Annotated in this window: 19 protein-coding genes; 6 read left to right on the top strand and 13 right to left on the bottom strand. The window is 71.3% G+C overall.

Going from position 1 to position 19,556, the window contains the following annotated elements; translation table 11 throughout:
- Nucleotides 1-255: 255 nt before the first annotated feature.
- Nucleotides 256-1,902 (top strand): phosphoglucomutase (alpha-D-glucose-1,6-bisphosphate-dependent), encoded by a 1,647-nt coding sequence (gene pgm, locus ACZ32T_RS23185; protein WP_467269042.1) that lies wholly within the window; start codon nt 256-258, stop codon nt 1,900-1,902.
- Nucleotides 1,903-1,963: 61 nt separating this feature from the next.
- On the opposite strand, the gene rho is transcribed toward pgm, so the two are convergent.
- The 7 genes from rho to ACZ32T_RS23150 form a co-directional block, all read right to left on the bottom strand.
- Nucleotides 1,964-3,103 carry a transcription termination factor Rho gene (rho, locus tag ACZ32T_RS23180; protein WP_467269044.1) on the bottom strand — a complete coding sequence of 380 codons (1,140 nt, stop codon included), beginning with the start codon at nt 3,101-3,103 and terminating at the stop codon, nt 1,964-1,966.
- A 342-nt stretch (nt 3,104-3,445) separates the two neighbouring features.
- A complete protein-coding gene (gene meaB / locus ACZ32T_RS23175) occupies nt 3,446-4,435 on the bottom strand; it encodes a methylmalonyl Co-A mutase-associated GTPase MeaB (RefSeq protein WP_467368724.1) in 990 nt (329 codons plus the stop codon).
- 11 nt (nt 4,436-4,446) lie between these two features.
- The gene (scpA, locus tag ACZ32T_RS23170; protein ID WP_467269048.1) at nt 4,447-6,684 is read right to left on the bottom strand and encodes a methylmalonyl-CoA mutase; all 2,238 of its coding nucleotides are present in this window, start codon (nt 6,682-6,684) and stop codon (nt 4,447-4,449) included.
- Nucleotides 6,684-8,540: a methylmalonyl-CoA mutase small subunit gene (gene mutA, locus ACZ32T_RS23165; protein WP_467368722.1), complete on the bottom strand. Its 1,857-nt coding sequence runs from the start codon at nt 8,538-8,540 to the stop codon at nt 6,684-6,686. Before mutA ends, scpA begins: the two co-directional genes overlap by 1 nt.
- 165 nt (nt 8,541-8,705) lie before the next feature.
- Nucleotides 8,706-11,096: an ATP-binding cassette domain-containing protein gene (locus tag ACZ32T_RS23160; RefSeq protein WP_467368720.1), complete on the bottom strand. Its 2,391-nt coding sequence runs from the start codon at nt 11,094-11,096 to the stop codon at nt 8,706-8,708.
- Between the two features lie 115 nt (nt 11,097-11,211).
- Nucleotides 11,212-11,625 (bottom strand): VOC family protein, encoded by a 414-nt coding sequence (locus ACZ32T_RS23155; protein ID WP_467269054.1) that lies wholly within the window; start codon nt 11,623-11,625, stop codon nt 11,212-11,214.
- A gap of 10 nt (nt 11,626-11,635) precedes the next feature.
- Nucleotides 11,636-12,055: a helix-turn-helix transcriptional regulator gene (locus ACZ32T_RS23150; protein WP_467368718.1), complete on the bottom strand. Its 420-nt coding sequence runs from the start codon at nt 12,053-12,055 to the stop codon at nt 11,636-11,638.
- A gap of 136 nt (nt 12,056-12,191) precedes the next feature.
- On the opposite strand from ACZ32T_RS23150, the gene ACZ32T_RS23145 reads away from it, so the two are divergent.
- Nucleotides 12,192-12,686, top strand: a complete 495-nt coding sequence (locus ACZ32T_RS23145; protein WP_467269058.1) for a DUF6325 family protein — start codon at nt 12,192-12,194, stop codon at nt 12,684-12,686.
- A gap of 103 nt (nt 12,687-12,789) precedes the next feature.
- A complete protein-coding gene (locus ACZ32T_RS23140; RefSeq protein WP_467269060.1) occupies nt 12,790-13,587 on the top strand; it encodes a tyrosine-protein phosphatase in 798 nt (265 codons plus the stop codon).
- Between the two features lie 105 nt (nt 13,588-13,692).
- Here ACZ32T_RS23140 and ACZ32T_RS23135 read toward each other — a convergent pair whose 3' ends face one another.
- On the bottom strand, nt 13,693-14,235 hold the full coding sequence (locus tag ACZ32T_RS23135; RefSeq protein WP_467269062.1) for a hypothetical protein: 543 nt from the start codon (nt 14,233-14,235) through the stop codon (nt 13,693-13,695).
- Nucleotides 14,232-14,810, bottom strand: a complete 579-nt coding sequence (locus ACZ32T_RS23130) for a hypothetical protein (RefSeq protein ID WP_467269064.1) — start codon at nt 14,808-14,810, stop codon at nt 14,232-14,234. The genes ACZ32T_RS23135 and ACZ32T_RS23130 overlap by 4 nt, the downstream gene beginning before the upstream one ends.
- 227 nt (nt 14,811-15,037) lie before the next feature.
- Between ACZ32T_RS23130 and ACZ32T_RS23125 the strand changes: the two genes are divergently transcribed.
- Entirely contained in the window at nt 15,038-15,442 is a 405-nt protein-coding gene (locus tag ACZ32T_RS23125; RefSeq protein ID WP_467368716.1) for a DnaJ family domain-containing protein, read from the top strand.
- 44 nt (nt 15,443-15,486) lie between these two features.
- Nucleotides 15,487-15,969, top strand: coding sequence for a GNAT family N-acetyltransferase (locus ACZ32T_RS23120; RefSeq protein ID WP_467269067.1), 483 nt, complete (start codon nt 15,487-15,489; stop codon nt 15,967-15,969).
- A gap of 69 nt (nt 15,970-16,038) precedes the next feature.
- Here ACZ32T_RS23120 and ACZ32T_RS23115 read toward each other — a convergent pair whose 3' ends face one another.
- Complete coding sequence (locus ACZ32T_RS23115) at nt 16,039-16,425, bottom strand: VOC family protein (protein WP_467269069.1); 387 nt, start codon at nt 16,423-16,425, stop codon at nt 16,039-16,041.
- A gap of 306 nt (nt 16,426-16,731) precedes the next feature.
- Here ACZ32T_RS23115 and ACZ32T_RS23110 point away from each other — a divergent pair, with 306 nt between their 5' ends.
- Nucleotides 16,732-17,304 carry a DUF6328 family protein gene (locus ACZ32T_RS23110; RefSeq protein ID WP_467269071.1) on the top strand — a complete coding sequence of 191 codons (573 nt, stop codon included), beginning with the start codon at nt 16,732-16,734 and terminating at the stop codon, nt 17,302-17,304.
- 5 nt (nt 17,305-17,309) lie between these two features.
- Here the strand turns inward: ACZ32T_RS23110 and ACZ32T_RS23105 are convergent, their stop codons facing one another.
- The 3 genes from ACZ32T_RS23105 to ACZ32T_RS23095 all read right to left on the bottom strand — a co-directional run bounded on the left by ACZ32T_RS23105 (nt 17,310) and on the right by ACZ32T_RS23095 (nt 19,540).
- A complete protein-coding gene (locus tag ACZ32T_RS23105; protein WP_467269073.1) occupies nt 17,310-18,137 on the bottom strand; it encodes a VOC family protein in 828 nt (275 codons plus the stop codon).
- A gap of 103 nt (nt 18,138-18,240) precedes the next feature.
- Nucleotides 18,241-19,155: a cation diffusion facilitator family transporter gene (locus ACZ32T_RS23100; RefSeq protein ID WP_467269075.1), complete on the bottom strand. Its 915-nt coding sequence runs from the start codon at nt 19,153-19,155 to the stop codon at nt 18,241-18,243.
- A gap of 25 nt (nt 19,156-19,180) precedes the next feature.
- On the bottom strand, nt 19,181-19,540 hold the full coding sequence (locus tag ACZ32T_RS23095) for a DUF6479 family protein (RefSeq protein WP_467269077.1): 360 nt from the start codon (nt 19,538-19,540) through the stop codon (nt 19,181-19,183).
- Nucleotides 19,541-19,556: the final 16 nt, after the last annotated feature.

The following is a 19,556-nucleotide window of genomic DNA, read 5'->3' as shown; positions in this document are numbered from 1 at the left end:
GCCAGAATTCCGGATACCCGTGTTCCGGCTGTCCGGCGCGGCATTCTCTCCGGGCCCGCCGCGTCCCGGCACCCTTTCCCCGCGAACCGGCCGGCCATGGCGAAACGGCCACGGGATCCGCCGTGTGCCGTGTCTACTGCCGGGCAGGGCCGTGTACCCGGGTGTGCGGCCGAGGAGGCAGTATCGGGTACAACTCGTGATGATCGTCCGCCCGGTGGCGGTCCGCGAACGGCCGATGAGGACAGAGGAGAATCGATGGTTCACGAACGGGCCGGTCAGCCGGCGCAGCCCGGAGACCTGGTGGACGTGGCACGGCTGGTGACGGCCTACTACACGGTCCACCCGGACCCGGGTGAGCCCGGCCAGCGCGTGGCCTTCGGGACGTCGGGGCACCGGGGATCGGCGCTCGCGGCCGCGTTCAACGAGGACCACATCGCCGCCACCACCCAGGCCATCTGCGACTACCGGGAGCGGCAGGGCACGGACGGGCCGGTGTACCTCGGGGCCGACACCCACGCCCTCTCCGAACCCGCCCGGATCACGGCCGTCGAGGTGCTGGCCGCCAACGGTGTCACCGTCCTGATCGACAGCGACGACGGCTACACCCCCACCCCTGCCGTCTCGCACGCGATCCTCACGTACAACCGGGACCGCGGGAGCGGCCTCGCGGACGGCATCGTCGTCACGCCCTCGCACAACCCGCCCGCCGACGGCGGCTTCAAGTACAACCCGCCGCACGGCGGCCCTGCCGGCTCGGACGCCACCTCCTGGATCCAGGACCGGGCCAACGCCCTGATCGAGGGCGGGCTGAAGGAGGTCCGGCGGATTCCCTACGCCCGGGCACTCGCCGCCGACACCACCCGACGGCACGACTTCCTGACCGGTTACGTCGACGATCTCCCGGCCGTTCTCGACCTGGACGCCGTGCGCGACGCCGGCATCCGGATCGGCGCCGACCCCCTCGGCGGGGCCTCGGTCGCGTACTGGGGGCGGATCGCCGAGCGCCACCGGCTCGATCTCACGGTGGTCAACCCGCTCGCCGATCCCACCTGGCGCTTCATGACGCTGGACTGGGACGGCAAGATTCGTATGGACTGCTCCTCGCCCTACGCCATGGCCTCGCTGATCGAGCGGCGCGACGCCTACACCATCGCCACCGGCAACGACGCGGACGCCGACCGGCACGGCATCGTCACGCCGGACGGCGGGCTGATGAACCCGAACCACTATCTGGCCGTGGCCATCCGCTACCTCTACTCCCACCGGGAGAACTGGCCGGCCGGCACGGGCATCGGCAAGACCCTGGTCTCCTCCTCCATGATCGACCGGGTCGCCTCCGACCTGGGCCGGCAACTCGTGGAGGTTCCCGTGGGCTTCAAGTGGTTCGTCGACGGGCTGTTCGGCGGCACCCTGGGATTCGGTGGAGAGGAGTCCGCCGGGGCGTCCTTCCTGCGGCGCGACGGCAGGGTGTGGACGACGGACAAGGACGGGATCCTGCTCGCCCTGCTCGCCTCGGAGATCACGGCCGTCACCGGCTCGACGCCCTCCCAGCACTACGGGGAACTCACCGCCCGGTTCGGCGATCCGGCCTACGCCCGCATCGACGCACCCGCGACCCGTGAACAGAAGGCGGTGCTGGCCAGGCTTTCCCCGGAGCAGGTCACCGCCGACACGCTGGCCGGTGAGCCGATCACGGCCGTGCTCACCGAGGCGCCCGGCAACGGCGCGGCCATCGGCGGGCTCAAGGTCTGCACCGACAGCGCGTGGTTCGCGGCCCGCCCGTCCGGCACGGAGGACGTCTACAAGGTGTACGCGGAAAGCTTCCAGGGCGCCGGACACCTTGCCAGGGTCCAGGACGAGGCGCGCGCCCTGGTCTCCGACGCACTGGGTGCCACGGGCTGAGCGGCCGGGCGGGCGTGCCCGGCGCGCCCGCCTCCGCGCCCGGCCCGGTCGCCTGCGTCGTTCACGCGTCCGGAACGGTGCGCTGGACCTGGCGGAGGAAGGCGGCGTTGTCGGGCGTCCGGCGGATCTTGTCCAGCAGCGCTTCGAGCGTGGTCCGCGCGTCCCTCGACCGCAGGGCCCGCCGCAGCCCCCGTACGGCGGCCAGCTCTCCCGAGGACAGCAGGAGTTCCTCGCGGCGGGTGCCCGAAGGGGTGATGTCGACCGCGGGGAAGACCCGCCGGTCCGCGGACTCCCGGTCGAGGCGGAGCTCCATGTTGCCGGTGCTCTTGAGCTCCTCGAAGAAGTAGTCGTCGGCGCGTGAGCCGGTGTCCACCAGCACGGTCGCCAGAATGGTGAGCGAACCGCCTTCCTCGGCGAGCCGGGCCGCCCCGAACAGCTTCTTGGGGCCGATGAGCGCCGACGCGTCCACGCCACCGCTCAGCGTGCGCCCGCCCGCCCCCGCGCTGTTGTTGTGGGCGCGGCACAGACGGGTGAGGGAGTCGAGGAGGATCACGACGTCGCGGCCCTGCTCGACCAGCCGCTTGGCGCGCTCCACGGCGAGGTCCGCGAGCGCGATGTGCTCCTTGGCGGGCCGGTCGAAGGTGGAGGCGTACACCTCACCGCGCACGGAACGGCGCATGTCCGTGACCTCTTCGGGCCGTTCGTCCAGGAGGACCACCATCAGGTGGCACTCGGGGTGGTTGACGGCGACCGACGCGGCGATCTGCTGCAGGAGCACGGTCTTGCCGGTCTTCGGAGGCGCGACGATCAGGCCGCGCTGCCCCTTGCCGACGGGGGAGACGAGATCGATGATCCGCGGGGCCGGGCCCCCGTCCGGCCTCTCCAGGCGCAGGCGCTCCCGGGGGTGGAGCGGGGTGAGGTCACGGAAGTGCGGCCGGCCCCGGAGCTCGTGCGCCGCACGGCCGTTGACGGAGTCGACGCCGGACAGGGCACGGGGGCGTTCGCACGTCCCGTCGACGACATCGCCCTTGCGCAGGCCGTACCGCCGGATCAGGGCGGGCGGCACCTGGACGTCGTGGGATGAGGGATGGCCACCGTCGGTGCGCAGTACGCCGTGTCCGTTGTCCGTGGTGTCGAGGACACCGACGGTGCGGACGGGCTGGTCCTGTCGGACCACGGGTCGTTCGAGTGTGCTGGTCATGGCGGGTCCTTTCGCGGACATGGCGAATGAGGGGTCCGGCGAAGGCAAGGCGGCGGAATCACGCCTCGTACGACGGGCTCAAGAGGCCCGGACCGGACGGAAGAGATGGTGCGAGAAGCTGGATCGCCGGTCCTTGAAGGGCGGGCGCAACAGCGGGGGGAGAAGCACCGGCGCCCGATTCGGGCGTTCACGTGTGCTGATCGCAACGTACCATGCCGGGCCGACGAAGGGAAGGGGGTGGCCCCGGAGGCCCCTCCTCAGCTCCTGGGAGCGGCCGGGGCCCGGCAAGAGGGGCCCCGGCCGGGCCGCCTCCGAGTGGTGGAGGCGGCCGGGGCCCGGCCCTCAGACTTCCCCGCGGAACGCCCGCAGGAGCTGCCCGGCAGCCAGGGTCGCCGTCAACTCGCCCGCACGGACGCGCTGTTCCAGCTCTGGCGCGAGGGTACGCACCGCGGGATGGCTGCGCAGGCTGTCCAGCAGGTCGTCGCGGACCATCACCCAGGTCCAGTCCACCTGCTGCTCACGGCGCTTGGCCGACAGCCTCCCCGTGGACTCCAGGAGCGTGCGGTGCTGCTCCAGCCGCTCCCACAACGCGTCCAGACCGGTCGACTCCCTGGCGCTGCACGTCAGCACCGGGGGAGTCCAAGCCGCGTCCACGGGGTGCATCAGGCGCAGCGCACCCGCAAGTTCACGTGCCGCGGAGCGGGCGTCACGCTCGTGCGGGCCGTCGGCCTTGTTGACCGCGATGGCGTCCGCCAGCTCCAGGACACCCTTCTTGATGCCCTGCAGCTGGTCGCCCGTGCGCGCCAGGGTGAGCAGCAGGAAGGTGTCGACCATGTTGGCGACCGCCGTCTCCGACTGTCCCACGCCGACCGTCTCGACCAGCACCACGTCGTAGCCGGCGGCCTCCATCACCACGATGGACTCGCGGGTCGCCTTGGCCACCCCGCCGAGGGTTCCCGCGGTGGGGGAGGGGCGTACGAACGCCCGCGCGTCCACGGCCAGCCGCTCCATCCGCGTCTTGTCGCCCAGGATGGAACCGCCCGTACGGCTGGACGACGGGTCCACGGCCAGCACGGCGACCCGGTGCCCGAGTCCCGTCAGCATGGTGCCGAGCGCGTCGATGAACGTGGACTTCCCCACGCCCGGCACCCCGCTGATCCCGATGCGCCTGGCCCGCCCCGAATGCGGCAGCAACTCGCTCAGCAGCCGTTGCGCCGCCGTCCGGTGATCGGGGCGGGTGGACTCGACCAGGGTGATCGCGCGTGCCACGAACGCGCGTTTCCCGGCGAGCACACCCTGTACGTATGCGTCGGTGTCGATGTCCCGCGCCATCGGTCAGCGGCTCACAGCTCGTGGCCGAGCGTGGCACCGAGCCGCGTGACCAGATCGTGGGCGGCGTCCGGGATCACGGTGCCGGGCGGGAACACCGCGGCGGCACCGGCCTCGTGCAGCGCCTCGATGTCCTGCGGCGGTATCACCCCGCCGACCACGATCATGATGTCCTCCCGGCCCTCGGCGGCCAGCTCCTCGCGCAGCGCGGGCACGAGCGTGAGGTGACCGGCGGCGAGCGACGAGACACCCACGACGTGCACGTCGGCCTCGACCGCCTGCCGGGCGACCTCGCCGGGCGTCTGGAAGAGCGGGCCGACATCGACGTCGAAGCCCAGGTCGGCGAAGGCCGTCGCGATCACCTTCTGGCCGCGGTCATGACCGTCCTGGCCCATCTTGGCGACGAGGATGCGCGGACGCCGCCCCTCCGCCTCCTCGAAGGCGTCGACCAGTGTGCGGGTGCGGTCCACGGACGGGGACTCTCCTGCCTCTTCGCGGTACACCCCGGAGATCGTACGGATCTGGCCCGCGTGCCTGCCGTACACCTTCTCCAGCGCGTCGGAGATTTCGCCGACCGTGGCCATGGCCCGGGCGGCGTCGACGGCCAGTGCCAGCAGATTGCCTTCGAGTCCCGGCCCCGGGTCCCGCTCCGCCGCGGCCGTCAGGGCACGCAGGGCGTCCTGGCAGGCCGTCTCGTCGCGCTCCTCGCGCAGCCGGCGCAGCTTCTCGATCTGCTGGGTGCGCACCGAGGAGTTGTCGACCTTGAGCACATCGATCTTCTCGTCGGTCTCCACCCGGTACTTGTTCACGCCGATGACGGGCTGGCGCCCGGCATCGATCCGGGCCTGCGTACGTGCCGCGGCCTCCTCGATCCGGAGCTTCGGGATGCCCGCGTCGATGGCCTTGGCCATGCCGCCGGCCGCCTCGACCTCCTCGATGTGCTGCCAGGCCCGCGCCGCGAGGTCGTGGGTCAGCTTCTCCACGTACGCGCTGCCGCCCCACGGGTCGATGACCCGGCAGGTGCCGGACTCCTGCTGCAGCAGCAGCTGGGTGTTGCGGGCGATCCGCGCCGAGAAGTCCGTCGGGAGCGCGAGCGCCTCGTCGAGCGCGTTGGTGTGCAGTGACTGCGTGTGCCCCTGCGTCGCCGCCATCGCCTCCACGCACGTACGGGTCACGTTGTTGAAGACGTCCTGTGCCGTCAGGGACCAGCCGGAGGTCTGCGAATGGGTGCGCAGCGAGAGGGACTTGGGGTTCTTCGGGCCGAACTCCCCGACCAGCCTCGCCCAGAGCAGCCGGGCTGCCCGCAGCTTCGCGATCTCCATGAAGAAGTTCATGCCGATCGCCCAGAAGAAGGAGAGGCGGGGCGCGAACGCGTCCACGTCCAGGCCCGCCGCCTGTCCGGCCCGCAGGTACTCCACCCCGTCGGCCAGGGTGTACGCCAGCTCCAGGTCGGCCGTCGCGCCGGCCTCCTGGATGTGGTAGCCGGAGATCGAGATGGAGTTGTACCGGGGCATCTTCTGCGAGGTGAACGCGAAGATGTCGGAGATGATCCGCATCGAGGGGCCGGGCGGATAGATGTAGGTGTTGCGGACCATGAACTCCTTGAGGATGTCGTTCTGGATGGTCCCGGCCAGCTTCTCGGGGGCGACGCCCTGCTCCTCCGCGGCGACGATGTACAGCGCGAGTACGGGCAGCACGGCGCCGTTCATCGTCATGGACACCGACATCCGGTCCAGCGGGATGCCGTCGAAGAGCTGGCGCATGTCGTAGATCGAGTCGATCGCCACGCCCGCCATGCCGACGTCACCCGTGACCCGGGGGTGGTCGCTGTCGTAGCCGCGGTGGGTGGGCAGGTCGAACGCGATGGACAGGCCCTTCTGCCCGGCCGCGAGGTTCCGCCGGTAGAAGGCGTTGGACTCCTCGGCCGTGGAGAACCCGGCGTACTGACGGATCGTCCAGGGCTGGTTGACGTACATCGTCGGGTACGGACCGCGCACGTACGGCGCGATACCCGGATAGGTCCCGAGGAAGTCGAGCCCCTCCAGGTCCCGTCCGGTGTACAGCGGCTTGACCTCGATGCCCTCCGGCGTCTCCCAGAGCAGCTCGTCCTCGGACCGGTCGGCCGACTCCTTCACCGCGGCCCGCCACCGGTCCTCGGAGACCTCGGCCGGGGGCTCGCCGTTCAGCGCGATGCCGGAGAAGTCCGGTACGGGGGTCCCTGCGGAGACCGTGCGGGTCTCGGGGGTCTGCATCACGCCACTCCCATGCGGTCGAGTTCGGAGGAGAGGACGGAGACCACGTCGCAGCCGGCGAACACCTGCACGTCGGCCCCGGTGTACTCGCCGGGCCGTCCCGCGAGGAAGATCTGTTCGGCGCCGGCGGCCCTGAGGGCCGAGGCGACGGCCTCGCCCTGTTCGGCGTAGAGCGGGTCGGCCGAGCACAGACAGGCGATCGTCGCCCCGCTGGCCGTGAAGGCCTCGGCGGCGGTGGACGCGTCCACCGAAGCCGGTTCGTGGACCGGCTGGATGCCGCCCGACAGGAAGAGGTTCGCGGCGAAGGAGGCCCGCGCGGTGTGCACCGCGGCGGGCCCGATCGCGGCGATGAACACCTTCGGCCGGCTGCCCGTGGCCGCGAGGTGAGCGTCCGACCTGGACCGCAGCACTTCGAACGCCTCGTCGCGCCTGACCTCGGGCAGCCCGGCGCCCCGCGGCGAGGCGGGTGCGGGCTCACGCTCCACGGGACGCTCGTCGAGGGACGGGAATTCACTGACTCCGGTCACCGGCTCCTTGCGCCGGGCCAGATCCCTGCTCCGCGCCGCCCATGTGGCCGCGAGCCGCTCGCGCACCATGCCGGACCGGAGGGCGGCGGCCTGACCGCCGGCCCGCTCGACCTCCTGGAAGAACGCCCACGCGGCAGAGGCGAGTTCATCGGTCAGCCGCTCGACGTACCAGGAACCGCCCGCCGGGTCCGTGACCCTGGCCAGATGCGACTCCTCCATCAGGATCGTCGAGGTGTTGCGGGCTATCCGCCGGGCGAACGCGTCCGGCAGCCCCAGTGCGTGATCGAACGGCAGTACGGTGACGGATTCGGCTCCGCCGACGCCCGCGCCCAGACAGGCCAGCGTCGTCCGCAGCATGTTCACCCATGGATCGCGGCGCGTCATCATCACCGACGAGGTCACGGCGTGCTGCCGCTGCGCCCCCGCGTCCGGGGCCCCGCAGACCTCGGCGACCCGGGCCCAGAGCCTGCGGGCGGCGCGCAGCTTCGCGATCGTCAGGAACTGGTCGGCCGTGGCGGCGTACCGGAACTCCAGCTGCGCGCAGGCCTCCTCGACGGAGAGTCCCGACGACGTCAGCGCCCGGAGATAGGCGACACCGGTGGCCAGCGAGAGCCCCAGCTCCTCGGCGGCCGAACCGCCCGCCTCGTGGTACGGCAGCGCGTCCACGGCCAGGGACCGCAGCCCGGGATACTCACGGGAGCACACCCGGGCCCAGTGGACGGCGTCGCTCAGCTCCGGCTCCGTGCCCTTGCGCGCGGCCTGCCCGAGCGGGTCCACCCCGAGGCTGCCCCGTGCCGTCTCCTTCGCCATGCCCCGGACCTCGTAGAGCCCGAGCAACTCACGGACGGCGGGCCCGGGATCGGCGCCCGCGTCCAGCACGACGGGAGCCAGGTCGAGATGGACGCCCTCGAGTGCGCGGGCGAGGCCTGACACCGGGACCCCACCAGGCCCGCCGACGGCCAGCCAGAGCGACGTGACGCCGTTCTCCAGATCGCCGAGCACGGCCTCGTTGAGGCGCACCGGGTCGGCCAGCGCGTGGCGCTGGCGCACGTCCCAGCCGTCCGTGGTGTTCCCCGCCGGCCTGCTGCCCCGGGTGAAGGGTGCGAAGCCGGGCAGACCGGGGTCCGCCGATGAGTCGGTGGAGGTGTACAGGGGGCGGACTGTGAGCCCGTCCCCGAGCGCGGTGGACAGCGCTTCCTCGGCGGCCGAGCCCGTGACTTCCTTGCCCGACTTGCGCAGGACGCCTTCGACAAGGCTCTGCCACTGGTCGTGGGAGGGGTCGGGGAACTCGGCGGCCCGGGAGAGCCCGTCAGCAGGCAGGACCGTCATGCTCAGATGCTAGGTCAGCACACCGATGAGCAGCAGGGCCACTCGCTGTGACCTTGCACTCTCCGAAATGTGCCGGAACCGCTGGGTGATGCCGCCTTGTCCGGTGGATCTCGAACCGCGGCGCGGCCCCGCGCCGGCACCCCGGCCGGCGCGAGGCCGCGCAGGTCAGGCTCCGACGTAGGCCGCCAGGTGCTCGCCGGTGAGGGTGGAGCGGCCGGCCACGAGGTCGGCCGGTGTGCCCTCGAAGACGATCCGGCCGCCGTCGTGACCCGCGCCAGGCCCGAGGTCGATGATCCAGTCCGCGTGTGCCATGACCGCCTGGTGGTGCTCGACGACGATGACCGACTTGCCGGAGTCGACGAGCCGGTCGAGCAGACCGAGCAACTGCTGGACATCGGCGAGGTGCAGACCCGCCGTCGGCTCGTCGAGGACGTAGACACCGCCCTTCTCGGCCATGTGGGTGGCGAGCTTGAGCCGTTGCCGCTCGCCGCCGGAGAGCGTGGTGAGCGGCTGTCCGAGGGTCAGGTAGCCGAGCCCCACGTCGGCGAGCCGGACGAGGACGCGGTGCGCGGCCGGCGTGCGCGCCTCGCCGGTCCCGAAGAACTCCTCGGCCTCGGCCACCGGCATCGCGAGCACCTCGCTGATGTCCCGGCCGCCGAAGCGGTACTCGAGGACCGACGCGTCGAACCTCTTGCCCTCGCAGTCCTCGCAGGTCGACGTGGTGCCGGCCATCATCCCCAGGTCGGTGTAGATGACGCCCGCGCCGTTGCACGTCGGACAGGCACCCTCGGAATTGGCGCTGAACAGCGCCGGTTTCACGCCGTTGGCCTTGGCGAACGCCTTGCGGATGGGGTCGAGCAGTCCGGTGTAGGTGGCCGGGTTGCTGCGCCGTGAACCCTTGATCGGGCTCTGGTCGACCGACACCACGTTCTCCCCGGCGGGGACCGAGCCGTGCACCAGCGAACTCTTGCCGGAACCGGCCACGCCGGTGAGGACGGTCAGCACCCCGAGCGGGATGTCGACGTCGACGTCCCGCAGGTTGTGGAGTGACGCCCCGCGGATCTCCAGCGCGCCGGTGGGCTTGCGCACCGACTCCTTGACGGCGGCCCGGTCGTCGAAGTGGCGGCCCGTGACGGTGGAACTCTTGCGCAGGCCCTCGACGGTCCCCTCGAAGCAGACGGTGCCCCCCGCCGTACCGGCGCCGGGGCCGAGGTCGACGACATGGTCGGCGATCGCGATCGTCTCCGGCTTGTGCTCCACGACGAGCACCGTGTTGCCCTTGTCCCGCAGGCGCAGCAGCAGGTCGTTCATCCGCTGGATGTCATGGGGGTGCAGGCCGATGGTGGGCTCGTCGAAGACGTAGGTGACATCCGTGAGCGAGGAGCCGAGGTGACGGATCATCTTGACGCGCTGCGACTCACCTCCCGAGAGCGTGCCCGCCGGACGGTCGAGCGAGAGGTAGCCGAGACCGATCTGCACGAAGGAGTCCAGGGTGTGCCGCAGTGCGGCGAGCAGGGGCGCGACCGAGGGCTCGTCGAGCTCGCTCACCCATGTGGCCAGATCGCTGATCTGCATCGCGCAGGCGTCGGCGATGCTGATCCGCTCGATCTTCGACGACCGGGCTGCTTCGCTGAGCCGGGTGCCGTCGCACTCGGGGCAGGTGGTGAAGGTGACCGCGCGCTCCACGAACGCCCGGATGTGGGGCTGCATCGCCTCCTTGTCCTTGGACAGGAACGACTTCTGGATCTTGGGGATCAGTCCCTCGTAGGTGAGGTTGACGCCGCTGACCTTGACCTTGACCGGCTCCCCGTAGAGGAAGGCCCGCAGCTCCTTCTCGGTGTAGTCACGGATCGGCTTGTCCGGGTCGACGAATCCCGACTGGGCGTAGACCTGCACGGTCCACTGGCTGTCCGACTTCCAGCCGGGGATGGTGAACGCGCCCTCGGCGAGCGACTTCGAGTCGTCGTAGAGCTGCGTGAGGTCGATGTCGGAGACCGAGCCCCGGCCCTCGCAGCGCGTACACATGCCGCCCGTGCGGTGGAAGGTGGCCTTCACGGTCTTGGTCCTCGCGGCACCGCGTTCGACGGTGATCCCGCCGCTCGCCCGGACCGACGCGGTGTTGAAGGAGTACGCGCCGGGCGGGCCGATGTGCGGCTTGCCGAGCCGGCTGAAGAGGATGCGCAGCATCGCGTTGGCGTCGGTGGCGGTACCGACCGTGGACCGCGGATCGGCTCCCATCCGCTGCTGGTCGACGATGATCGCGGTGGTGAGCCCCTCCAGTACGTCGACCTCGGGACGCGCCAGCGTCGGCATGAAGCCCTGCACGAAGGCGCTGTAGGTCTCGTTGATCATCCGCTGCGACTCGGCGGCGATGGTGCTGAACACCAGCGAGCTCTTGCCCGAGCCGGAGACGCCGGTGAACACCGTCAGCCGGCGCTTCGGGATTTCGACGCTGACGTCCTTGAGGTTGTTCACGCGCGCGCCGTGCACGCGGATCAGGTCGTGGTTGTCGGCAACATGCGGCGTGGGCGGCCGCCTGTCCGTCCTCGTGGCCATGCTTGTGGTTTCTCCATCTGTCACGCGGGCCGCCTGCGCGGTCCCCGGCGGCGTCACCGGCACGTCGCGGCAACGGTGGTTGTCTATCAGAGGACGGTTCCGTTCCGGGGCGGAATCAGCTGCGGGACTGGTTGAAGCGCAGCATGTTGCCGGACGGGTCGCGGAAGGCGCAGTCCCGGACGCCGTACGGCTGGTCCACCGGCTCCTGGAGCACCTCGCCGCCCGCCGCGCGGATGCGCTCGAAGGTGGCGTCGCAGTCGTCGGTGCGGAAGATGACACCGCGGAGGAGACCCTTCGCCAGCAGTTCCGCCATGGCCGCCTTGTCGGCGGAGGAGGCGTTCGGGTCCGCGAGCGGCGGTTCGAGGACGATCTCCACACCGGGCTGCGACGGTGCGCCGACGGTCACCCAGCGCATCCCCTCGAAACCGACGTCGTTGCGCACCTCCAGGCCGAGGACATCCCGGTAGAAGGCCAGCGCCTTGTCGTGGTCGTCGACGGCGATGAAGCAGGTTGAAAGGCTGATTTCCATGCTGATGACGCTACGGGCGGCGGGAGGCTTTCGCTTCTCCATTCCTGACCGGTCTCGTGAGGACCTTGGCGACACAGGCCGGTACGGCGGCGCCCGCGTCATGGGGGCGGGCCCGGTAGGCGCTCGGGCTCTCGCCGACGAGCTCGGTGAAGCGCGAGCTGAACGACCCCAGCGAGGTGCAGCCGACCGCGAAGCAGACCTCCGTCACCGTGAGATCGCCCCGCCGCAGCAGGGCCTTCGCACGCTCGATCCGGCGCGTCATCAGGTAGCTGTACGGCGTCTCCCCGAACGCGGCGCGGAAGCTGCGGGAGAAGTGGCCCGGCGACATGAGAGCGACGCGGGCGAGAGCGGTGACGTCGAGCGGCCCCGCGTAGTCGCGGTCCATACGGTCCCGGGCCCGGCGCAGCCGGACGAGGTCTTCCAGGGTCACCCCACCACGTTCCCACGGCTGCCGACGGCGGCGCGCGTTGCGCCTCTATCCGCTCTGCCATCATTTTTCACAGTGCGTAACGGATTGCCCGAAGTTAAGCTGCTGTCGATCCAGAACCGCACGGGAAGGACGCACCATGGCCGTGGGACCCGTGGAGTACCTCGTCGTCACCTTTCCCGGCGGCCGTTTCTCCGACGCGATCGCGCCCGTACTGGCCGACGCCGTCGGATCCGAGGCGGTACGCATCCTCGATCTGGCCTTCGCCCGCCGAGATGCGGGCGGAACCCTCGCTTACGTCGAACTGCGGGAGATGGACCCCCAGGGGCTCGTGCCGTTCGAACCACCGGGCGACCGGGATGCCGGCCTGCCGCGGATCACGGATCTCGAGGTGCTCGAACGTCTGCCCGAAGAGGGCTCTGCCGCGCTGATCGTGTGGGAAGACCTCTGGTCGGTGCCCCTCACCCGGGCGGTCCAGGAGGCGGGCGGCCTTCTCCTGGCGCACGAGCGCGTCCCGGCGGACGGCGGGGACGATGTCATCACGCTGCTCGAGAGACTCGCCGATCTGAAGCAGCGGGGCGTCCTCACCGACGCGGAATTCGCCGCACAGAAGACAAGGATCCTCGCCGACTGAGTTCACCACCGGTGTCCCGGTACCTCACGTCCCTTTGTCGATATTCGCACGCCGTGCGACGTTGATTCCGACCTGCAGTCTGTCGGGAAAGAGGCAGTTCATCGTGCAGACCGCCCGGGCCGTCCCCGCCTCCACCGTTGTCAACCTGCGCGATCTGGGCGGCATCGCCCTGGGGCGCAACCGCCGCCTGCGCCAGGGAATCCTGCTGCGCTCGGGCCAGCTGAGCGAATTCGACGCGGAGCACGACATGGCCGTGGCCGCGCTCGGCATCCGCACCGTCGTCGATCTGCGTACCGCCGATGAACGCCGATGGGCGCCGGACCGGCTGCCGACGGGCGCGAGGCTCTTCGTCGCCGACGTCCTCGGTGACGACCCGGGCGTGACGCCGGCGCGGCTCAAGGCGCTGCTCGGTGACCCGGACGGAGCAGCCGGTCTGCTCGGCGGCGGGAAGGCGGAGGAACTGTTCGCCGGGACGTACCGCAGGATGGTCCTCTCGCCGGGCGCGGCGGCCGCCTACCGTGCCTTCCTGGACACCGTCGCCGATCCGCGCGCGAGACCACTGCTCTTCCACTGCGCGACCGGGAAGGACAGGACGGGCTGGGCCACCGCCCTGCTGCTGATGATGGCGGGCGCCTCCCGTGACGTCGTACGCGCCGAGTTCCTGGCGGTGAACCGGGCGGTGCGCGCAGCCTTCGGGCCCGCGGTGCGGCGCTTTCTCGACGAGGGAGGCGACCCGGACATCGCCTCCGCCGTCATCGAGGCCAGGCCCCGCTATCTCGAGGCGGCCCTGGACGCGATGGACGAGCGCTGGGGAGGACTCGACGGCTATCTGGGGAAGGCGCTGCGCCTGCCCCCGGCAGTGGCCGAGCGGCTGCGCGCCGAGCTGGCCGTCCCGGCCTGACGGTCCCGGCCCGCGCCCGGCACGGCGGACCCGCCCCGGACGCGGGCCGGCCCGGCGCCGCGTCGGGGGACGTGGAGCCGGGCCGGTGTACGGCAGGCGTGCCGCTCAGATCCTCAGCAGTTGTTCGCCGATGTCCCGATAGCGCTGCAACGCTATGCGCAGCTCCTCCGTCTGGGCCTCGGTGTCCTGCTCCTGCCAGCCGGCGCGCAGGACGCGCCTGCGTTCCGCGAGGGCCTCGGTCAGGCCGGACACGATCCGGTCGAACGTGGCGTCCGCCTCCTCGACCGCCCGCCGGGGGCTCTCGACGAAGTCCGTGACCGCCTGCTGCATGCGCAGCGCGAGCCTGTCCTGGTCGTCCGGGGGGATCAGCGGTCCGGTGCCGGTGGCGATGGTCCCGTGGTGGCCGGTCCGCTCGGGCCCTGGCGCGGCGGGGGCCGCCCGAGGTGCGGGCGGAACGCTGAGATCTCCCGGCCCTCCGCTCCTCGGCTCGGGGTCCACGCTCCTGCCGGTCATGGGCCCGGCCGCCGTTGCCGGGGCCGCGTCCCGTGCGGCTCCGGGCGTCCTGGCGGACATGGTCCCCGGAGCGTCGACGGGCGGGGGCTCGGTGGCGGAGACGGGCTCGGTCGTGTGCTCGGTGCGGTTCGTCATGCTGCTGCGCTGCCTTTCGCCTCGTGCCGGCCCGTCCGGGCCGGCTCGGCCGGTGCGTCCGCGAGAAGTACGTCGAAGAGGGCCCGGGACTCGATCAGGGCCCTCCTCATCTCCTCCGTGCCGCCCTGGCCCCGCACGGCCGTGTGCACCCTGCGGTAGCCGTCGACCTGCTCGGCGTGGTGGACGGAGAGGGCGGCCGTCTGCTCCTCGAAGCTGTCGCCGGCCGGGAAGCCCCGGTCGTGCGCCAGCTTTGCCAGGAGCGCGTCGGCCTCGACGACCGCCTCCCTGGGGGAGTCGATGAACTGTTCCTGTATCTCTGTCCAGCGGCGGGCGTACGCCTCACGGGCTTCCGGGCGCAGGGGCCGCTCGGACAGCGAGCCGTGCAGCTTCACCCGCTCGGAGAGCTCGTGCTCGGCCGCAGCGGTGTCGCCGTCGTGACGGGCGACCGTCCGGTCGTACTCGGGTCCGAAGCGGCGTTGCAGCCCACGCCCGCCGGTCCTACGGCCACGGACGACGAAGAAGAAGGCGAGCGCGGCCACGAGGACGACGGCAACGATGATCACCACGGTCGTCATGGCCGACGCTCCCGTCGGTTCGCGGTCGGTGCGTCGTGCTGTTTCACTCTCGTCAACCCCTTCCGGTTCGGGCCCGGTTCGGTGTGACGCCCGGGCTGGATGCATCAGGCGTGTTACCCCGTGGGAGCCGTTCATGCGAAAACGCCACCGGTATCCTGGAACCGGCGGACCCGGACGTGTCCGGCGGGCGCGGTCCCGTCCGGTACGAGTGGCGAGAGGGGCGTGCGGTGACCGAGCGCAAACCAGCAGGGGTCAGCTTCGAGACCTGGGTCGACCGGCAGATTCGCGAGGCGGAGGAGCGGGGAGCCTTCGCCGGCCTCCCGGGAGCCGGCAAGCCGATCCCCGGCCTGGAGCGGCCGTACGACCCGATGTGGTGGATCAAGGCGAAGATGGAGCGTGAGGGACTGTCGGCGCTCCCGCCCTCGCTGACGCTTCGGAAGGCGGCCGAGGACGCCCGGCAGGAGGCGTCGCAGGCGCGGTCGGAGGCCGAGGTCCGGCGCATTCTGGCCGAGATGAACGAGAGGATCCGCGAGGCGCTCGCCAGGCCCCCGGAGGGGCCGCCGCTGAACCTCGAGCCCTTCGACATCGACGCGATCGTGGCCGAGTGGCACGCCGGACGAAGCGTGCGCTGACCATCACGCGACTTCCGCTACCCGAAGTGCGTAATACTCATCACATGAGACCGAGCATTACGGACAGGTCTGCCGCCGTCCGCGTCAGACGAGCCGTCGCGCGGGACGCCAAGCGGCTGACCCGTCTGGTCACCAGGTCGCGCGCCTACGAGGGTCCGTACGCGCCCATGGTCGCGGGGTACAAGGTCGGCCCCGACTACATCGAGGCGAACGTCGTCCATGTGGCCGTGGACGCGGACGGCCGCGTGCTCGGCTTCTACGCCTTGGTCCTCTCCCCTCCCGAGCTCGACCTGATGTTCGTCGCCGACGATGCCCAGGGGCGGGGTGTCGGGCGGCTCCTCGTCGCCCACCTGCGCGACGAGGCGCGCCGAGCCGGTGCCGACGCCGTACGTGTGGTCGCGCACCCGCCTGCGGAGGGCTTCTACCGCAGCGTCGGCGCCGAACGCACCGGCACCGTCGCGGCCCGCCCTCCCGCCGTGATGTGGGACCGGCCCGAGCTGACGCTGAGGACCGACGGCGGTCCCTGAGCCGAACGGCCCTGCCCCGGCCACGGGCCGGGGCAGGGGCCGATCACCCGCGCCGGGGTGCTGGGTCGCTTACGACCAGCCTCCGTACGGGCGGGTGATGATCTCCATCCCGTGACCACTCGGATCAGGGAAGTACACCCCGCGCCCGCCGTCGTTGTGATTGATCTCGCCGGGGTGCTTCTTGTGGGGATCGGCGTAGTACGTGATTCCCCGCGTCTCGATGCGCTCGAAGGCCGTGTCGAACTCCGCCTCCGAGATCAGGAACGCGTAGTGCTGCACCGCGATCGACTCGGAGGGAACGGTCGCGAAGTCCAGCGTGACACCGTTCGCGAGGACGACCGGGATGAAGGGTCCCCATTCCGTCCCGACGGTGAGACCCAGGATGTGCGCCAGGAACTCCGCGGACTCGCGGTTGTCCCGGCTGTGGACGATGGTGTGATTCAACTCGACAGACACTGTGGAATGCCTCCAACAGGCATCTCACGGGCTACCTCCACGCCTCACCCGGCCGGTGACCGACGCGCGATGCCGTACGACGATCCTAGGCGAGCAGTCACTGTGCGTCGAGGTCTGGCCCTTGGGCTGCGGTCCTGCCGCCCTTCCCGCCGCTGCTGTGGTGGTTTCCCCGGCGGCTGCCACCATGGAGAGCACGGCCGGCGAGCCGCCCGTGCTGACCGGCCGCCCGGGCAACACGGGCGGGCCGGGATTCACGGCCGCGCGACGGGGCACCAGTACCACCTCTACGAGGTGGGGGAGGCATCCATGGGACAGGGACCGGTGGGCGGCGGGAACGGGACGCACCCCCGCAGCGGACGTCACGAGAGCGACGAGGAGCGGGCCGACCGGCAGTGGAGCGACCTGCTCCAGGAACTCCGGGTCGCGCAGACCGGGGTCCAGATCCTGTTCGGCTTCCTGCTCGCGGTGGTCTTCCAGCCCCGCTTCGCCGATCTGCCCACCGTCGACCGGAACATCTACGTCGTGACCGTCATGCTGGGGTCCGCGACCGCGGCCGCGCTGATAGGGCCGGTGTCGTACCACCGGCTGCTCACCGGCCGCCGGATGAAGCCGCAGACGGTCACCTGGGCATCCCGTATAACGAAGCTGGGGCTCGGCCTGCTCTTCTGCACGATGTGCAGCACGCTGCTGCTCATCCTGAGGGTAGCGCTGCACAACGTGGCGGCACTGTGGCTGGTCGGCGGGATGGCCCTGTGGTTCCTGGTCTGCTGGTTCGTGTTCCCGCTCTGGGCCATAGCCCGGGACAACGGCCACCGGCCCGCCGGGAGAGAGGCCCAGGCCCCCCGGGAGCCGGGCCCCGGGGACGACCCGCGTGCCTGACCGCCTCAGTCCTCGTCCACGCCCGCGGGGCCGCGTACATCCGTCACGGTGAAGAGCCCGCCGTCCGGGTCCCTCAGCGTCGCCTCGTCGCCGTACCGCACGTCACGCCGCTCCACGACGGTCCCGCCGTTCCGCTCCGCCGCCCGGACGGTCGCGTCCACGTCGGGGACCGGAAACTGCACCTGCCAGTGCGGACGCACCTGCGGGTCGGGAGCGGCCTCCACGGCGCCGGAGCTGATCCGGGCCAGCGGGCGGCCGTTGCAGCGTACGAGCACCTCCTCCTTCACGTACGCCACCTCGCAGCCGCCGGGCTCCCCGCTCTCCCAGCCGAGGACCTCGCCGTAGAAGATCGCGGCGTCGAAGGCGTCCCTGGTACGCAGCCGCAGCCAGGCGTGCGCCCGGTTCCCGGACGGCGCGAGGGTGGCCGCGCGGCCTGTCCACTCCCAGACACCGAAGGACGCTCCGCCCCGGTCGGCGGCCAGGACCGCACGTCCCTGCCCGACCGCCAGCGGGCCCACGGCCACGGTGCCGCTCCGTTCCCGGATGCGGTCCGAGACGACGTCGGCGTCCCGGACCGAGAAGTAGGGCATCCAGGCCACGCCCACCTGGTAGGCGGACGCGACCGCGCCGATGCCGGCCACCGGCACACCGTCGGAGCGCGCCATCAGGTAGTCCCTGCCCAGCGGTCCGGGACGGAAGGTCCAGCCGAGAACGGCGCCGTAGAAGCGCCGCGCGTCCTCGAGATCGCGGGTCACCAGATGGACCCAGCAGGGGGCGCTCGCACCGCTCAGCACTGCCGGTTCCGGCGCGCCCCGCGGATCGCTAGGAGTCATGGTCCACTGCCTTATCGGTTCTGCGGCATGACTTCTTCGGTGCCGCGCGGCCAGGACCAGCCTCATCCGACCCGGCGACTCCCGCAACACGCGGCGTCCGCGGTCACACTCCGCCCCGGGGCGGCGCGTTCGTGATGTCGAGGAAGATGTGCTCCGCCTCCGGCCAGGCCCGGGCGATCGACCGCTTGATCCGGACGGCGACCCGCTCGACCTCCTCGCTGTCGATGCCGGGTGCCAGGTCGATCCTGGCCGCCACCAGCACCGAGTCCAGACCGAGGCCCATGGTGAACAGGGCCGCGACGTTGTCGATCTCGGCCTGGGACGCGAGGAGCTCCTCCACGCCCCGGCGCAGCCCTGGCTCGGCGGACTCCCCGATCAGCCGGTCGCGCGCGTCCCGGCCGAGCCGGAAGGCGACGTAGACCAGCAGCAGGCCGATCCCCAGCGAGGCCGACGCCTCCCACACGACATCGCCCGTGACCAGGTGCAGCACCATGCCCGCCATGGCCAGCACCACACCCAGCACCGCCGTGCTGTCCTCGGCGATCACCGTCCTCAGCGCGGGGTCACGGGCCGCGCCCTTCTCCCCGCGGAGCTGGAGCAGGGCGCGGACCAGGGAACCGCCTTCCGCGAGGAAGGCGACCCCGAGGACGATCAGGCCCACCGTGTACCCCTCGGGTGACTCCTGTTCGTCCCGGCCCAGTGCCTCGAAGCCCTGGAAGAACGAGAAGCAGCCTCCCACGACGAAGATTCCGACGGCCGCGAGCAACGACCAGAAGTAGCGCTCCTTGCCGTACCCGAAGGGGTGATGGGCGTCGGGCGGGCGGCGGCTGCGCCTCAGCGCCGCCAGCAGGAAGACCTCGTTCACGCTGTCCGCCACGGAGTGGGCGGCCTCGGACAGGAGGGCGGGGGATCCCGACAGGAATCCCCCCACCCCCTTGGCCACAGCGATGACGAGGTTGGCGGCCAGGGCGACCAGGACCGTGATCCTGGTCCGGCGGTCGGACTTCGACCGGTTCATATTCCCCCCGTCGTCGGCGCCGCGGTCAGTCGCGCGGACGCTCGGGGCCGGGGCCGGTGTCCGGGGTGTCGTCAGGCGGGATCACCTCGTTACCACGGTCACTGAGTTCGTACGGCGACATGGCTCGCCCGTCCTCGGGGAACCGGTCCGAGCCGTGCTGCCCGCTCTCCTGGATCTCCGTCCGGTGCTCCGGACGCGGCGGCTGCTCATCGGGGCGCGGCGGCCGCGACTCCTTGTCGCGTCGCTTCATCCCCAGCCAGAACCCGCCGATCAGCAGAAGCACCACGAACAGCCCGACGATGCCGATGATCACGCCTACCGCTCCCGGCCCCTCGCCGTCGCTGGTGCTGGCGAGCGATTCCCATACTCCGTTCGTTACGTCCATGCATGGCGCATACCCC

Source organism: Streptomyces sp. NPDC023573 (assembly GCF_055559735.1).
The sequence above is the reverse complement of the archived record's forward strand: the minus strand, read 5'-3'. Positions and strand labels throughout refer to the sequence as shown.

Bases quoted from the DNA above. Each gene is read 5' to 3' on its own strand.
- pgm (WP_467269042.1), top strand. From the start codon at position 256: ATGGTTCACGAACGGGCCGGTCAGCCGGCGCAGCCCGGAGACCTGGTG.
- rho (WP_467269044.1), bottom strand. From the start codon at position 3,103: ATGACCAGCACACTCGAACGACCCGTGGTCCGACAGGACCAGCCCGTC.
- meaB (WP_467368724.1), bottom strand. From the start codon at position 4,435: ATGGCGCGGGACATCGACACCGACGCATACGTACAGGGTGTGCTCGCC.
- scpA (WP_467269048.1), bottom strand. From the start codon at position 6,684: ATGCAGACCCCCGAGACCCGCACGGTCTCCGCAGGGACCCCCGTACCG.
- mutA (WP_467368722.1), bottom strand. From the start codon at position 8,540: ATGACGGTCCTGCCTGCTGACGGGCTCTCCCGGGCCGCCGAGTTCCCC.
- ACZ32T_RS23160 (WP_467368720.1), bottom strand. From the start codon at position 11,096: ATGGCCACGAGGACGGACAGGCGGCCGCCCACGCCGCATGTTGCCGAC.
- ACZ32T_RS23155 (WP_467269054.1), bottom strand. From the start codon at position 11,625: ATGGAAATCAGCCTTTCAACCTGCTTCATCGCCGTCGACGACCACGAC.
- ACZ32T_RS23145 (WP_467269058.1), top strand. From the start codon at position 12,192: ATGGCCGTGGGACCCGTGGAGTACCTCGTCGTCACCTTTCCCGGCGGC.
- ACZ32T_RS23135 (WP_467269062.1), bottom strand. From the start codon at position 14,235: ATGACGAACCGCACCGAGCACACGACCGAGCCCGTCTCCGCCACCGAG.
- ACZ32T_RS23130 (WP_467269064.1), bottom strand. From the start codon at position 14,810: ATGACGACCGTGGTGATCATCGTTGCCGTCGTCCTCGTGGCCGCGCTC.
- ACZ32T_RS23120 (WP_467269067.1), top strand. From the start codon at position 15,487: ATGAGACCGAGCATTACGGACAGGTCTGCCGCCGTCCGCGTCAGACGA.
- ACZ32T_RS23110 (WP_467269071.1), top strand. From the start codon at position 16,732: ATGGGACAGGGACCGGTGGGCGGCGGGAACGGGACGCACCCCCGCAGC.
- ACZ32T_RS23105 (WP_467269073.1), bottom strand. From the start codon at position 18,137: ATGACTCCTAGCGATCCGCGGGGCGCGCCGGAACCGGCAGTGCTGAGC.
- ACZ32T_RS23100 (WP_467269075.1), bottom strand. From the start codon at position 19,155: ATGAACCGGTCGAAGTCCGACCGCCGGACCAGGATCACGGTCCTGGTC.
- ACZ32T_RS23095 (WP_467269077.1), bottom strand. From the start codon at position 19,540: ATGGACGTAACGAACGGAGTATGGGAATCGCTCGCCAGCACCAGCGAC.